We start from the raw sequence: 15,676 nt of genomic DNA, 5'->3' as shown, positions 1-15,676 counted from the left end.
GTTCGAGCCTGCTTTTAACGCAGCTATGGCAACGCAGGTAGTTTTTCAGCAGCTTGATAAGGCAGAAGAGCCAAGTATATGAGTGGAGTGGCTATGGGTGATCGGCACGATTATGTCGCCCTGGAATGGGTTAAGGGCGAGATCGCGGAAACCCTGAAGCAGGCGCGTCAGGCGCTGGAGGCGTTCGTCGAGAACCCCCAGGACGCCACGCGCATGCGTTTCTGCCAGACCTATGTGCATCAGGTGCTCGGCACCTTGCAAATGGTCGAGTTTTTCGGCGCGGCGCTACTGGCTGAGGAAATGGAACAGCTGGCCGGTGCTTTGATCGATGGCCGGGTGACCAACCAGGGTGAAGCCCTGGAAGTGCTGATGCAGTCGATTCTGCAGCTGCCGGTGTACCTTGATCGTATCCAGACTGCCCGCCGCGACCTGCCGATGGTCGTGTTGCCACTCCTCAACGACCTGCGCGCTGCGCGTGGGGAAAAACTACTCTCGGAAACCAGCCTGTTTGCCCCGGATATGTCCGGCCGCACACCCGCGCTGCCCCATGAAACTATCGACCAGCTGCGTACCGCCGAACTGCCAGTGTTGCTGCGCAAGCTGCGGCAAATGCTGCAAATGGCTCTGGTTGGGGTAATCCGTAACCAGGACCTGCCGACCAATCTGGGCTATATGGCACGGGTTTTCGCGCGCCTGGAAAACCTCTGCAAGGACTCGCCGCTCGGCCCGCTATGGCAGATCGCCTCGGGCGTGGTCGAAGGTCTGGCCAACGGCAGCGTGGCCAATGGCACCTCGATTCGCACCTTGTTGCGTCAGGTTGATAAGGAACTCAAGCGTCTGCTCGAGCAGGGCGCCGATGGTCTTAACCAGGCCGCTCCTGACGAACTAAGCAAGAACCTGCTGTTCTATGTGGCCAAGTCGTCGGCGCAGTCGCCGCGCGTGCGCAACCTCAAAGAGCAATATCGCCTCGACGATGCGCTGCCGGACAACGATGTTGTCGACGAAGAGCGTGCCCGCCTAGCCGGTCCGGATCGCGATGCGATGCGTTCGGTGGTGGCTGCATTGTGTGAAGAGCTGGTGCGGGTCAAGGATAGTCTCGATCTATTTGTGCGCAGCGACCGCACTCAGGTCACCGACCTGGATGCCCTTGCAGCACCACTCAAGCAAATTGCCGACACCCTCGCGGTTTTGGGCTTTGGGCAGCCGCGCAAAGTCATTGCCGATCAGCTTGATGTTGTCAGTGGCCTTGCCAGGGGGCAAGGCGAGCCGAGCGATGCCGTATTGATGGACGTGGCTGGGGCGCTGCTGTACGTCGAAGCCACCTTGGCCGGTATGGTCGGTCCATCACAGGATAGCGGCCGCGAAGAAAGCCATCTGCCAACCACCGACGTGGCGCAGATTCACCAGCTGGTGATCAAGGAAGCGCGCAATGGCCTGGAGCAGGCCAAAGACGCGATCATCGAATTTATTGCCTCGCAGTGGAACCACGAACACCTGGCCCGCGTGCCTGAGTTGCTGACTCAGGTGCGTGGTGGCCTGGCGATGATTCCGCTGCAGCGTGCTGCCGACCTGCTGAATGCCTGCAACCGCTATATCCAGGAACAGCTGTTGGCGCGCAAGGCCGTACCCAACTGGCAGAACCTCGACACCCTGGCGGACGCCATTACCAGCGTTGAGTACTACCTTGAGCGTTTGGCAGAAGACCATGCGACCCAAGGCGATCTGATTCTCGACGTGGCCGAGGAAAGCCTGGAAAGCTTGGGTTATCCGCTGAAAGAAAAACCGTCGATTCTCGATCGAGTCGAGCCGCCGATAGAGTCCTTTGCTCCATTGGCTGATCCGTTGGACGATATGGAGGTGCTCAGCGCCGAGCCTGAGGCGCCTGTAGAAGTTGAGCTCAACTTAGAGCCGGTTGCAGAAGAACCGTTGAGCTTGGAGCTGACCGACGATTTCAGTGCGGAGTTTGCTGGCCTGGATTCGACGGCGATTGACGCGTCATCCAGCGATGCCAAATGGGCGTCTGAAGCGCCGAGTGCCGAGCTTGAACTGATTGATTTCAGTATCGACCTACCCGATGCCGACCCCCTGCCGCTGGCTGAGTCTCAGCCGGAGCAACCCTTCGCCGGTGAAGAGCTGCAACTCGGCAGTTTTGAGCTGGACGAAAGCGACAGCCCGGCCAACTGGAATGAAGCTGAACTGGCTGCACTCGAGTTGCCCGAAGTTGAGCTGCCCAGCGCTCTGGTGAGTGAAGAAGCAGAACCTGTTGTGGCTGAAAAAGCGCTGTCGATGGCTGATGTGATGGCTGCTCCAGTGCAGGCGATTAATCCGCCGGCTCATGATGTGCCGCCCAGCCTGCTGCCGCCACCGGCTGATGAAGAGCCAATTGATGAAGAATTGCTGGAAGTCTTTATCGAAGAAGTCGGTGAAGTGCTGGAGACCATTAGCGAGTTTTTCCCGCAGTGGTGTGCTGACACTGAAAACAAGGATGCCCTGACCGAGATCCGTCGCGCGTTCCACACCCTCAAAGGCAGTGGTCGTATGGTCCGCGCCCTGGTTATTGGTGAGTTGGGTTGGGCGATTGAGAACCTGCTCAACCGTGTGCTTGATCGCAGCATTCAGCCGGGTGCCGACGTACAGCAGGTCATCGCCGATGTGGTCGCGCTGATGCCGTCTCTGGTCGATGAATTTGCCAATAAAGCGCAACGTCAGCGTGACGATGTTGACCACCTGGCTGCAACGGCACATGCCCTGGCCAAAGGTCGAAGCCTCCCAAAACCTCAAGCCCCGGTTGAGCTGGTAGCGGAGCCCGAGGGCGGCCCAGTAGCTACCAGCGAAATTATTGAGGATGAGGACGGGCTCGATCCGCAGTTGCTGGAGATTTTCCGTAACGAAGCGGAAATGCACCTCGATACACTGGTCGGCTTCTTGGCTGACTGTGCTCAGGAACTGCCGCAGCCAGTCACTGATGACTTGCAGCGTGCTCTGCACACCCTCAAGGGCAGCGCCTCGATGGCCGGTATTCAACCGGTGGCCGAGATTGCTTCGCCGCTGGAAAAACTGGTCAAAGAATTCAAAGCCAACTTGATCCCAATGGACCTGGCCGAAGCGGAGCTGCTGAGCAGCGCAGAGAAACTCTTCCGCCTTGGTCTTGAACAGCTGGAAAGCCAGCCTCTGGCCGTTTTGCCGGGTGCGGCCGAGTTCCTTGAGCGCGTACAAAAGTTGCACAGTGACCGTCTCGAGCACGCCGAAAATAGCCGGCAGACCGATCAAGGTGTGAAACGCGACCCGCAGATGATCAGCATCTTCCTCGCCGAAGGCATGGACATCCTGCTGGATGCTGAAGACTTGCTGCGCAAATGGCGCGAGCACCCGTCCGAGCGTCAGGAGTTGACCTCCCTGCTGGACGAACTGACCACCCTGGGACGCGGCGCCGAGATGGCCGAGTTGCCGCAAATTGATGAACTCTGCGAAGCCCTGCTTGACCTCTATGGTGCGGTCGAGGAAGGTCGTCTGGCGGTCAGTGAGCGCTTCTTTAGCGAAGCCGAACAAGCCCACGAAGCGCTGATTGGCATGATGGATCAGGTAGCTGCTGGCCTGCAGGTCAGCGGTGCTCCCGAGCGCGTAATGGCCCTGCGCAACCTGCTGCTGGAAGCGCTGGACCCTAATACCCTGGCACTCCTGTCCAACAATGGTGACACCGGTATCGAGATCGTCGAGCTTGCCGACGCCACGGCTACGCTGGAAGCACTCATTCAGGACGCGCCGGACGAATTGGCCGAGCCGCTTGATCTGCCGGACGTTGAACAACTGGCGGCACCTGTTACCGAGGACGCCTGTGAGCTGTTGGCCGACGCACCAGTCGCTTCGCTGTACGAGTCGCTCGACGAGGAAATGGTGTCGATCTTCCTCGAAGAAGCAGTCGATATCCTCGAGAGCGCCGGCCAGGCGCTGGAGCGCTGGTTGGCCGATACGGACAACAAGGCGGCGTTGTCCTCGCTGCAACGTGACTTGCACACCCTCAAGGGTGGTGCACGCATGGCCGAGATTCGCCCGATTGGCGATCTCGCCCATGAACTCGAATCCTTGTACGAAGGTCTGGTTGATCGCCGCTACAGCTTCTCGCAACCACTAGCGAACCTGCTTCAGCAGAGCCATGACTCCCTGGCACAGCTGCTGGAGCAGCTGCAGGCGCGCGTCGCCATGCCGTCGCCGCTGGAGCCGATCGAGGCCATTCGCAGCTTCCGCCAGAGTGGCGGGCAAAGCTTGCCAGTGCCTCCTATTACCTCTGAGCCTGTTGCCGAAGCCGAAGCCGAAGCCGAAGCCGAAGCCGAAGCCGAAGCCGAAGCCCTGCCGATGATCGAGTCGTTTGATCTGGCAGAGCCTGAGCCTGCTGAGCTGCCAGAGATTGAAGAAGAGATCGACTTCGGTATCCTCGCCGACGCCCCGCTGGAGCCGGCGGATAGCGATCCGCAGGACACCGCAACGTCGGAGATAAACGCGTTCGAATTGCCCGTTGTAGAGCTCGATGAGCTGCCATGGGTCGACTCTGCTGTTGAAAGCGAAGTCGAGTCTGCCGAGCTTCTCGACACTGCTCCCGAGCTAGAGCCAGCACCGGTTGCTATTGCTGCGCCTGCTGTATTGGATGACGAGCGTGATCCTGAACTGGTGGAAATCTTCCTCGAAGAAGGTTTCGACATCATCGACAGCGCCGGTGCGGCGTTGCAACGCTGGATGGGCGACGTCAACAACAGCCTGGAATTGGAGTCGCTGCAGCGTGATCTGCACACCCTCAAGGGTGGTGCACGCATGGCTGAAATCCGTGAAATCGGTGATCTGGCCCACGAGCTGGAATTCCTCTACGAAGGCCTTGGCCAAGGGCGTTTGCGCGCCAGCCAGGACCTGTTCACGCTGCTTCAGGCCTGTCACGACAGCCTGGCTGAGATGCTTGAAGCCGTACGCGGCAAGCGCGGTGTACCAAGTGGCGAGGCGCTGATCGAAACCATCAAGCGTTTCCGTAGCAATCCGGATGAGCAACTCAGCATGCCGTCCGCGGTGGCCCTTAAGGCCGCTGAGGCCGAAGAGGATGACGATGCCGAATCGGACATCCTCGACATCTTCCTTGAGGAAGGTGACGACCTGTTGGAAGCCATGGAAGTTGCCATCGGCCGTTGGGAGGCTGACCGTGAAGACGGCGCCGCCATCGACGATATGCTGCGCATCCTGCACACCCTCAAAGGTGGTGCACGCCTGGCTGGACAGAAGCGCCTGGGCGACCTCACTCACAGCCTCGAGCAACACCTGACCGAAGCGCAAGCCCAGGGCGCGCCGTGGCCGCAGAGTCTGTTTGTTGATGTGCAGTCGGGTTTTGAAGGCTTGCAGCAGGAACTCGACGCGCTGCGTCAGCGCCTGAATGATAGCCTGGTGGCTGATTCCGCGAGCCCGCAAGCGCCTGAGCCCGCGGTCGAGCAAGCGGCGCGTATGCCGGAATTGAGCGCTCCTATTGTTGCGGCCAGTGCCATGCCTGCGCAGGAACTGGTGGCCAAGGTGCTACCGTTCGTGCGCCGCGCTGAAGAGGCCGCTCAGGAAGCCGCTTCGCGTCGTGCCCCGCAGGAACTGGTCAAAGTGCCGGCCGAACTGCTTGAAGGTCTGGTTAACCTGGCCGGTGAAACCTCGATTTTCCGTGGCCGTGTTGAGCAGCAGGTCAGCGACTTTGGTTTCACCCTGAGTGAGATGGAAGCCACCATCGACCGCGTACGTGACCAGTTGCGCCGCCTCGATACCGAAACCCAGGCGCAGATCCTCAGCCGTATTGAGGCTGAAGCCGAGCGTATGGGCTATGAGGATTTCGACCCACTGGAAATGGACCGCCACTCTCAGCTGCAGCAGCTGTCGCGCGCACTGTTCGAGTCCGCATCCGACTTGCTCGACCTGAAAGAAACCCTGGCCGCGCGTAACCGCGATGCGGAGACCCTGCTGCTGCAACAAGCGCGGGTCAACTCCGAGCTGCAGGAAGGCCTGATGCGTACGCGCATGGTGCCGTTCGACCGTCTGGTACCACGCCTACGCCGTATCGTGCGGCAGATTTCCGGTGAGTTGGGCAAGCAGGTCGAGTTTGTTGTTGGCAACGCCGATGGCGAGATGGACCGTACCGTACTCGAACGTATCGTCGCGCCGCTGGAGCACATGCTGCGTAACGCCGTCGACCACGGCATCGAAGCCGCCGACGTGCGTCGGGCTGCGGGCAAGCCGGAGCAGGGCACCATTCGCCTGGCGCTGGGCCGTGAGGGTGGCGACATCGTCCTGACCCTGGCCGATGACGGCGGTGGCATTCGTCTGGAAGCGGTCAAGCGGAAAGCTATCGAGCGCGGTCTGATGGACGCCGACTCGGATCTGACCGACTACGAAGTGCTGCAGTTTATCCTCGAGGCCGGGTTCTCTACCGCCGAGAAGGTCACGCAGATATCGGGGCGTGGCGTGGGTATGGACGTGGTCCACTCCGAGGTCAAGCAGCTCGGTGGCTCGATGAGCATCGAGTCGATCCCAGGCACGGGTACCACGTTCACCATTCGGTTGCCGTTCACCGTGTCGGTCAACCGTGCGTTGATGGTGTTGTCGGGTGAAGACCTCTACGCCATTCCGCTGAACACCATCGAAGGTATTGTGCGGGTCTCGCCGTACGAGCTGGAAGCCTACTACGCGCCCGATGCACCGCGCTTCGAGTACGCCGGGCAGAGCTATGAGCTGCGCTACCTGGGCGACCTGCTGAACAACGGTCAGCAGCCCAAACTGGTGGGGCAGAGCCTGCCGCTGCCGGTGATTCTGGTGCGCTCCAAGGAGCACGCCGTGGCCGTGCAGGTCGACTCCCTGGCTGGTTCGCGCGAGATCGTGGTGAAGAGCCTCGGTCCGCAGTTTGCTGGCGTACACGGGATTTCCGGTGCGACCATCCTTGGTGACGGCCGCGTGGTAGTGATTCTCGACCTGTTGGCGACTATCCGCGTGCTGCATGCGCATTTGCTCACTCAGCTGCAGCCACGCCAGCTCAGGCAGTCAGCGACAGCAGCGGAGATCGAAGCGGATCGGCCGACGCTGGTCATGGTGGTCGACGATTCGGTCACGGTGCGTAAAGTTACCAGCCGCCTGCTTGAGCGTAACGGCATGAACGTACTGACCGCCAAGGACGGTGTCGATGCCATTTCGCAGCTGCAGGAACGCAAGCCCGACATCATGCTGCTGGACATCGAAATGCCCCGCATGGACGGCTTCGAAGTGGCCACCCTGGTGCGCCACGATGATGGCTTGAAAGACTTGCCGATCATTATGATCACCTCGCGTACCGGTGAAAAACACCGTGAGCGGGCCATGAGCATCGGCGTCAACGAGTACCTTGGTAAGCCTTACCAGGAGTCCTTGTTGCTTGAAACCATTCAGCAACTGGTGGGTCGCCACCCGGTAAACCGCAATGACTGAGAAAACTGCAGCCCGCATTGCGGTGATTGCCGATACCTCGCTGCAGCGCCACGTGCTGCAGCAAGCGTTGACCGGCAGCGGCTACCAGGTGGTGATGAACAGCGACCCGGCGCGTCTTGATCAGGAAACCCTGAACGCCTGCGAAACTGACCTGTGGCTGGTTGATCTGGCGCAGTCGGAAGATTTGCCGCTGGTCGACAGCCTGATGGAAAGCGCCTCGGCTCCGGTGCTGTTTGGCGAAGGCCACGCCCCCGAGCGTCATTCGGAGAACTACCCGCGCTGGGAGCGCCGTCTGTTCGGCAAATTGAAGAAGCTGGTGGGCGATCCGTCTCAGGCCGTCGGCCCAAGCCTGGAAGCCCTGCTGGCTGAAGCGCAACGTCCATCACGCCTGGATCTGCCGGCTGCTCTGGCCGATACCCCGCTGGTGGCCGGCGAGCCGGCGCGTCAAGTGTGGTTGCTGGCTGCCTCTTTGGGTGGTCCTGCGGCGGTAAAAGCCTTTCTCGATGCCTTGCCCGGCGGGTTGCCGGTGGGCTTTGTATACGCTCAGCATATTGATGCCAGTTTCGAGAGCACGCTACCGCAAGCTGTGGGGCGCCACAGCCAGTGGCATGTGAACCCGGCTCGACATGGCGACGCGGTGCGTTGCGGTGAAGTGGTGGTGGTACCAATCAGCCACGAACTGGGCTTCAGTGATGATGCCCTGATGCAGATATCTGAGCGTGGCTGGCCGGAACCCTATAGCCCGTCCATCGACCAGATGATGCTTAACCTGGCCCAGCATTTCGGCGCCATGAGTGGCGTCATTGCGTTCAGTGGCATGGGCAGTGACGGCAGTGCCGCGGCGGCTTATGTGCGCCGTCAGGGTGGCTTGATCTGGACCCAGCGTGCAGACAGCTGCGCCTGCCCAAGCATGCCGGACAGCCTGCGTGAAGCCGGCTACAGCAGCCACAGCGGTGATCCGCGTGAGCTGGCCGAAGCTTTGGTCAATCACCTGGCCGAGCAGTGCCGTTAATCTGGGGCTGTGCCCTGTACAGGAAATTTTCATGAGCCAAGCCGTCGCCACGCAGAACAGTGCCAACAGCCTGACCGGCCTGTTGATGCCGCTGACTGACCGTACTCTGCTGTTGCCCAACGTGGCAGTGGCCGAGTTGATCCCTTATCGCGCGCCACAGACCAGTGAAGGCATGCCCGGCTGGTTCCTCGGGCAGATTTCCTGGCGTGATCTACGCCTGCCGCTGTTGTCGTTCGAAGCGGCATCGGATGGCCAGGTCAGCGTCAGCCCCGGCTCGCGCGTAGCGGTGATCAACGCTTTGGGTGGACGGCCGAACGTCAAGTTTATTGCTGTGCTGGTGCAGGGTATTCCGCGCTCGATCAAGGTCGGTGCCGATCTGGTGCGCGCCGATGTCGCCCTGTCGCCGCTGGAGCTGGATGCGGTTCAATTTGGCGAAGCCGTGCTGAAGATTCCGGACCTGATTGGGCTGGAACAGAAGCTGGCGGATGCCGGGTTGATCTGATTGACGGTAAACAAAAAAGCCCGCGTTAGCGGGCTTTTTTATGATGTTATGTAGCGCTTAGAAATCGCCCCACAACTGCTGCGCCACGCTTAACGCCACCACCGGCGCAGTCTCCGTGCGTAGCACGCGCGGGCCGAGGCGGGCGGCGTGGAAGCCCTGGGTCTTGGCCAAGGCAACTTCGCTGTCGTTCAGACCGCCTTCCGGGCCAATCAGAAAGGCCAGCGACTGAGGCTGCGGATGGCTGGCCCAAGGCTCAGCGACCGGGTGCAGCACCAACTTGAGTTCGGCGGTTACCTGCCCCAGCCAGTCATTCAGGCTGATCGGCGGATGAATGATCGGCAACACCGAGCGACCGCATTGCTCGCAGGCGCTGATCGCCACTTGGCGCCAGTGCGCCATGCGCTTGTCGGCGCGTTCATCCTTGAGGCGCACTTCGCAGCGCTCGCTGACGATCAGGCTGATTTCATTGGCGCCCAGTTCGGTGGCCTTTTGAATCGCCCAATCCATTCGTTCGCCGCGCGACAGACCTTGGCCCAGATGAATATGCAGCGGTGATTCTGCCTGGCCGGCAAAGGCTTCGCGCAACTCGACGCGCACGCTTTTCTTGCCCACCTCGATCAGCTCGCCCCGGTATTCCTGGCCGCTGCCATCGAACAATTGCACCGCATCGCCCACGGTATGGCGCAGCACGCGGCCGATATAGTGGGCCTGGGCTTCGGGCAGCTCGTGTTGGCCGATGAAGAGGGGGGCGTCGATAAAGAAACGAGAAAGGCGCATGGATTGATCGCTGCAGCGGCACAGTTGAGGCGGCAAGCTTAACGCCTCAGGCGTGCCGCATACAGCCGGCTGAGGGTGAATGCCTTAGCCCGGATCGCGAAAGCCGGGGTAGTTGGCATTACCTTGCGCCACGCTGACCGAGGTACGGGTGGCGATATCGATGCCTTCGCTGGCCACCTCGGCGAGAAAGTCGATCTGCTCCGGGGTGATCACGTAAGGCGGCAGGAAATACACCACGCTGCCCAGTGGCCTTAGCAGCGCGCCGCGCTCCAACGCGTGCTGGAACACCTTGAGGCCGCGACGTTCCTGCCAGGGGTAGGCGGTTTTGCTGGCTTTGTCCTGCACCATCTCGATGGCCAGGGCCATGCCAGTCTGGCGCACTTCGGCGACATGCGGGTGATCGGCCAGGTGTGCGGTGGCGCTGGCCATCCGATCGGCCAGGGCCTTGTTGGCCTCGATCACATTGTCCTGCTCGAAGATATCTAGGGTTGCCAGGGCCGCCGCGCAGGCCAGCGGGTTGCCGGTGTAGCTGTGTGAGTGGAGGAAGGCGCGCAGGGTCGAGTAGTCGTCGTAGAACGCCTGATACACCTCGTTGGTGGTCAGGCAGGCGGCCAGCGGCAGATAACCGCCGGTTAGGGCTTTCGAGAGGCAGAGGAAGTCCGGGCGGATGCCGGCCTGTTCGCAGGCGAACATCGTCCCGGTGCGGCCGAAGCCAACGGCGATCTCGTCATGAATCAGGTGCACGCCATAGCGGTCGCAGGCCTCGCGCAGCAGCTTGAGGTAGATCGGGTGATACATGCGCATGCCGCCAGCGCCCTGGATCAGGGGCTCGACGATTACCGCAGCGACGGTACCGTGGTTCTCGGCCAGGGTTTGTTCCATGGCCAGGAACATATTGCTCGAATGTTCTTCCCAACTCATGCCGTCGGGGCGGTGATAGCAATCCGGACTGGGCACCTTGACGGTGTCGAGTAGCAGCGCCTTGTAGGTGTCGGTAAACAGCGCGACATCGCCCACGGACATGGCCGCGATGGTTTCGCCGTGGTAGCTGTTGGAGAGGGTAACGAAGCGCTTCTTCGCCGGTTTGCCGACGTTGAGCCAGTAGTGAAAGCTCATTTTCAGCGCGACTTCGATGCAGGATGAGCCGTTGTCGGCGTAGAACACTCGGTCCAGGCCGGCAGGTGTCATCTTGACCAAGCGCTCGGACAATTCGATCACCGGCTGATGGCTGAAGCCGGCGAGAATCACATGCTCCAGCTGATCGACCTGATCTTTGATGCGCTGATTGATCCGCGGGTTGGCGTGGCCAAACACGTTGACCCACCAGGAGCTGACCGCGTCGAGGTAGCGCTTGCCATCGAAGTCCTCGAGCCACACGCCTTCCCCACGTTTGATCGGTATCAGCGGCAGCTGTTCGTGGTCCTTCATTTGCGTGCAAGGGTGCCAGAGCACCTTCAGGTCACGCTGCATCCACTGGTCATTCAGGCTCATCGCTTTACTTCTTCCTCGGCTCACACTCATCTGCCCCCAGCCTATCAGAAGCATTGCAGTGGATGGGCAGCACAACCCTAAACGATGACTCTGGTCGCCCGCTGGTCCGCTCTATTCTGCCTTCTGTAGCCCTTGCGCTGAACTTTGCAGTGTGCCGCTAGACTAATCGTGCTGAGTTAAAGCATTAGGGCTACGCATCGTATTTCCCGATATTTCAAAGCGAAAAATTCCGCTTTTAGTCGATAGGTTTGTTGCTAGTCTTGCTCCACTCGCGGTTCTAGTCCTTCTCTCCGGAAAGTGTGTAATGCAATGGCGCAATAGTTCTTCTCACTACGGGCTGGTCAGCATCTTTATGCACTGGCTGGTCGCCGTGGTGGTCTTCGGTCTGTTTGGCCTGGGTTACTGGATGGTCGGGCTGGATTACTACAGCAGCTGGCGTCAGACGGCTCCGGACCTGCACAAGAGCATCGGCCTGGTGCTGTTTGCCGTGATGCTGGCGCGGGTGCTGTGGCGCTGGTTCAGTCCGCCCCCGGCGAGTCTGCCTAACCATGGGCGGATGACGCGTATGGCCAGCAAGCTGGGCCACATCTTTCTCTATCTGGGGCTGTTTGTGCTGATGATTTCCGGCTACCTGATTTCCACGGCAGACGGTCGCGGCATTCCGGTATTCGGTCTGTTTGAAGTGCCAGCCAGTTTGACCAGCATTCCTGATCAGGAAGATGTCGCTGGGCTGGTGCATGAGTACCTGGCGTGGACGCTGGTGATTTTTGCCGGCATTCATGCGCTTGCAGCGTTGAAACACCACTTTATTGATCGTGACTGTACGCTCACGCGGATGTTCGGTCGCTAGTTGCGTTTGCTGTTTCCGGGGCTGGACTGGCCCCATCTCACACTCACAAGGAGCATACCCATGTTGAAGAAAACCCTCGTAGCCCTGGCACTGGGTGGCGCATTGATCGGCGCTGGTCAGGCGATGGCGGCCGATTACGCCATCGACAAGCAAGGCCAACACGCCTTCGTCAATTTCAAGATCAGCCACTTGGGTTACAGCTGGCTGTACGGCACGTTCAAAGACTTCGACGGCAGCTTCAGCTTTGACGCTGCCAAGCCGCAGGACAGCAAGGTCAATGTCACCCTGAACACCACCAGCGTCGACACCAACCACGCTGAGCGCGACAAGCACATCCGCAGCGGTGACTTCCTCAACGTCAGCAAGCACCCAACCGCGACCTTCGCGTCAACCTCGGTCAAATCAACCGGTGAAGGCACTGCCGACATTACTGGCGACCTCACCCTCAATGGCGTGACCAAGCCGGTGGTTATTGCCGCCAAGTTCATCGGCGAAGGTAAGGACCCATGGGGTGGCTACCGTGCTGGCTTCGAAGGCAGCACCAAGCTGAAGCTGAAAGACTTCGATATCCAGAAAGACCTCGGCCCTGCGTCTCAGGACGTTGAACTGATCATCTCGGTGGAAGGCGTGCGCAAGTAAGCCTGCTAGGCGGGGCATACCCCGCCTGAGATTAGACCTGCCAACAAAAACGCCGCCCATTGGGCGGCGTTTTTGTGTGCGGCTGGCGGACTATGACTCTTCGCGGTTACGTGTCAGCAGGGCCGGCTTTTCGCCGCGCGGACGTGCGCTCGCCAGTTCGTCAAGTTGCTCCGGTGTCGGGAAGCGGTCCAGGCGTGAGCCCTTGTGCACGATCACTGGTTGCTTGTCGCGTGGGCTTTTCACCGCCGCTTCCTGGCGTGGCAGCTCATCGCGGTTCAGCGATGTGGTGCGGGTATCACGCGGCGGACGTGCACGGCCGGAACCATTACGGCCCTGACCGCCTTGGCCACCAGAGCCTGTGCCCTGACGACGGCCTTGACCGCCAGCATTGGCACCACCGCCATTGCTACGCGGTGGTTTGGCCGGGCGAGCGCCCAGACCAACGCCATTGCTGGCGCTTGGGCCACTTGGCGCTGCAGGCGCACCGGGCCGACGGCCACGGTTCTGCTGCTTGTTCTGGTTCGGGCTTACATAGTCGGCACGGTTGCCGAAATTATCGATTTCATCGTCGCGGAACTCGTCCGGCGCGCGGTCCGGAGGGAGTGCGGGTACGGCTGGTGCGGCGGCGCGGCTTGATGATGCGCCACGCGGCTGTTGGCTGCGGCCGCCCTGTGGCTTGCTGCGGTTGTTGTCGCGACCGCTGTCCTTACCCTTGTCCTTGCGGCCACCGCCATGGCGCTCGCCTTCTGGCTTGGCGCCGCGTGGTTGACGTGGCTTCTGCGGCTCGCGCACTTCCGGACGCTCAGCCTCAACGGTGCTGGCATCAAAACCCAGCAGATCGCCGTCACCGATCTTCTGCTTGGTCATGCGCTCAATGCCCTTGAGCAGCTTCTCTTCATCCGGTGCGACCAGGGAGATCGCCTCACCGCTGCGCCCGGCACGGCCGGTACGGCCGATGCGGTGCACGTAATCTTCTTCGATATTCGGCAGCTCGAAGTTGACCACGTGCGGCAGTTGATCGATATCCAGGCCGCGGGCGGCGATATCAGTGGCTACCAGAATGCGTACCTTGCCGGCCTTGAAGTCAGCGAGGGCTTTGGTGCGGGCGTTCTGGCTCTTGTTGCCGTGGATCGCCACAGCTGGCAGGCCGTGTTTATCCAGGTACTCGGCCAGGCGGTTGGCGCCGTGCTTGGTACGGGTAAACACCAGTACCTGTTCCCAGGCGCCAGCGGTGATCAGGTGAGCGAGCAGGGCGCGCTTGTGGCTGGCCTGGACGCGGAATACACGCTGTTCGATGCGCTCGACCGTGGTGTTCGGCGGCGTGACCTCGATGCGCTCCGGGTTGTGCAGCAACTTGCCGGCCAGATCCGTGATGTCTTTCGAGAAGGTCGCCGAGAACAGCAGGTTCTGGCGCTTGGCTGGCAGCTTGGCGAGGACCTTCTTCACGTCATGGATAAAGCCCATATCGAGCATGCGGTCGGCTTCGTCGAGGACGAGGATTTCCACGTGCGAGAGGTCGATGGCGCGCTGGTTGGCCAGGTCGAGCAGGCGACCGGGGCAGGCCACCAGGACGTCGACGCCCTTGGCCAGGGCCTGGACCTGCGGGTTCATACCAACGCCGCCAAAGATGCAGGCGCTGACGAATTTCAAATCGCGGGCATACAGCTTGAAGCTGTCATGCACCTGGGCGGCCAGTTCGCGGGTCGGTGTCAGTACCAGGACGCGCGGCTGCTTTGGGCCGTGACGCTGTTCGCGATCCGGGTGACCGTTGGGGAACAGTCGCTCAAGGATCGGCAGGGCAAAACCGCCTGTCTTACCTGTACCCGTCTGGGCTGCAACCATCAGGTCGCGGCCTTGCAACGCGGCGGGGATGGCCCGCTGTTGCACCGGAGTGGGTTGGGTGTAGCCGGCGGATTCGACCGCACGGACTAAAGCCTCGGAGAGACCGAGGGAGGCAAAGGACATGTGTAATCCTGTCTAGTGAGGGCGCAGCCCTATGGGGTGTATTGCCTGGCTTGAATCACGCTTGGGTGGCGTAATCCCGTCCGGTACTACTGGCCTCTGGGGGCTAGCATCCGGGCGCAAGCCTGGCGGGAAGGCCCGAGTATAACAGAGCCGCTAGTTAGCGCGAGCGTCGGTCTGCTCGGCGGTCTGAGACGGTACTTCTTGGTGATAACGCCGCAGTATTGCTGCGTACTCGGGGCTGCTTTTGAGGCGTCGCAATTCGCTCTCGAAGCGAGGCACCAGTGCTGCCACGGCAGGCCGTTTGCTGAAGGCGGCATACACCCGGTCGCTGTACAGCGGTTGCGGACTGTAGGCGATGGCATTTTCGGCGCCCATTGTCTTGGCGGTGTAAAGGCCGACGGCCCGGTCAGTTATCACCAGATCAATGCGCCCCAGCAGGAGTTTGCCAATATTGGCGTCCAGCGTTGGGGCGTCCTCACGCACAAAGTGAGTGCCCTTAGCGAAGGCTTGGTTGCTGTAGGCGTAGCCGGGCTCTGTGCCAACCCGCAAGCCGGTAAGATCGTCCACCGAGTTGATCAGGTGAGGGCGTGCTCGTGCGTGGAACAGCACCATTGCGCTGTCGGCCATGGCTTCATTGGGGAAAATCATGCCTTTGGCGCGTTCGTCGCTGTAGAACGCATCGAGCAGAATATCCAGTTTGCCATCGCTCATCTTGCGCAAGCAGCGCCGCCATGGTTCCAGCGTAATGTCGTAACTGATATTCAGGTTTGTCAGTACCAGGTGCAGAAGATCAGCATCAATTCCGCGCACCTGACCGTCTTCTAGGAGAGTGTAGGGTGGCCATTCATTGGTACAGACTTTCAGGGGCTGGGCGAAACTGGTGACGCTGCAAGACAGCAGGAAAAGCAGTGCATACAACCTGACCATGGTGCGGTGACCTCGCAGACTTCATTGCAGATACCCTGTCTCACTG

General features: G+C 60.7%; 9 protein-coding genes. 5 read left to right on the top strand and 4 right to left on the bottom strand.

Annotated features, from left to right (window positions below; translation table 11 throughout):
• Positions 1 to 93: 93 nt before the first annotated feature.
• From HBN63_RS04425 to HBN63_RS04415, 3 genes are read left to right on the top strand one after another with little or no spacing between them, the layout of a single operon-like run.
• Entirely contained in the window at positions 94 to 7,467 is a 7,374-nt protein-coding gene (locus HBN63_RS04425) for an Hpt domain-containing protein (protein WP_170048695.1), read from the top strand.
• Positions 7,460 to 8,479 (top strand): chemotaxis protein CheB, encoded by a 1,020-nt coding sequence (locus tag HBN63_RS04420; RefSeq protein WP_090250076.1) that lies wholly within the window; start codon positions 7,460 to 7,462, stop codon positions 8,477 to 8,479. Before HBN63_RS04425 ends, HBN63_RS04420 begins: the two co-directional genes overlap by 8 nt.
• A gap of 31 nt (positions 8,480 to 8,510) precedes the next feature.
• Complete coding sequence (locus HBN63_RS04415) at positions 8,511 to 8,981, top strand: chemotaxis protein CheW (RefSeq protein WP_170048551.1); 471 nt, start codon at positions 8,511 to 8,513, stop codon at positions 8,979 to 8,981.
• 57 nt (positions 8,982 to 9,038) lie between these two features.
• Here the strand turns inward: HBN63_RS04415 and HBN63_RS04410 are convergent, their stop codons facing one another.
• Positions 9,039 to 9,758, bottom strand: coding sequence for a 16S rRNA (uracil(1498)-N(3))-methyltransferase (locus HBN63_RS04410; RefSeq protein ID WP_167143373.1), 720 nt, complete (start codon positions 9,756 to 9,758; stop codon positions 9,039 to 9,041).
• 84 nt (positions 9,759 to 9,842) lie between these two features.
• Positions 9,843 to 11,249: an adenosylmethionine--8-amino-7-oxononanoate transaminase gene (locus tag HBN63_RS04405; RefSeq protein ID WP_170048550.1), complete on the bottom strand. Its 1,407-nt coding sequence runs from the start codon at positions 11,247 to 11,249 to the stop codon at positions 9,843 to 9,845.
• Between the two features lie 304 nt (positions 11,250 to 11,553).
• Here HBN63_RS04405 and HBN63_RS04400 point away from each other — a divergent pair, with 304 nt between their 5' ends.
• On the top strand, positions 11,554 to 12,099 hold the full coding sequence (locus tag HBN63_RS04400; RefSeq protein WP_170048549.1) for a cytochrome b: 546 nt from the start codon (positions 11,554 to 11,556) through the stop codon (positions 12,097 to 12,099).
• Positions 12,100 to 12,159: 60 nt separating this feature from the next.
• Entirely contained in the window at positions 12,160 to 12,738 is a 579-nt protein-coding gene (locus HBN63_RS04395) for a YceI family protein (protein WP_090250063.1), read from the top strand.
• A gap of 90 nt (positions 12,739 to 12,828) precedes the next feature.
• Here HBN63_RS04395 and HBN63_RS04390 read toward each other — a convergent pair whose 3' ends face one another.
• Complete coding sequence (locus HBN63_RS04390; protein ID WP_167143365.1) at positions 12,829 to 14,703, bottom strand: DEAD/DEAH box helicase; 1,875 nt, start codon at positions 14,701 to 14,703, stop codon at positions 12,829 to 12,831.
• A gap of 153 nt (positions 14,704 to 14,856) precedes the next feature.
• Positions 14,857 to 15,630 (bottom strand): transporter substrate-binding domain-containing protein, encoded by a 774-nt coding sequence (locus tag HBN63_RS04385; RefSeq protein WP_170048548.1) that lies wholly within the window; start codon positions 15,628 to 15,630, stop codon positions 14,857 to 14,859.
• Positions 15,631 to 15,676 lie beyond the last annotated feature (46 nt).

This window comes from Pseudomonas sp. WS 5011 (genome assembly GCF_012985775.1).
Classification (GTDB): Bacteria; Pseudomonadota; Gammaproteobacteria; order Pseudomonadales; family Pseudomonadaceae; genus Aquipseudomonas; species Aquipseudomonas peli.
The sequence above is the reverse complement of the archived record's forward strand: the minus strand, read 5'-3'. Positions and strand labels throughout refer to the sequence as shown.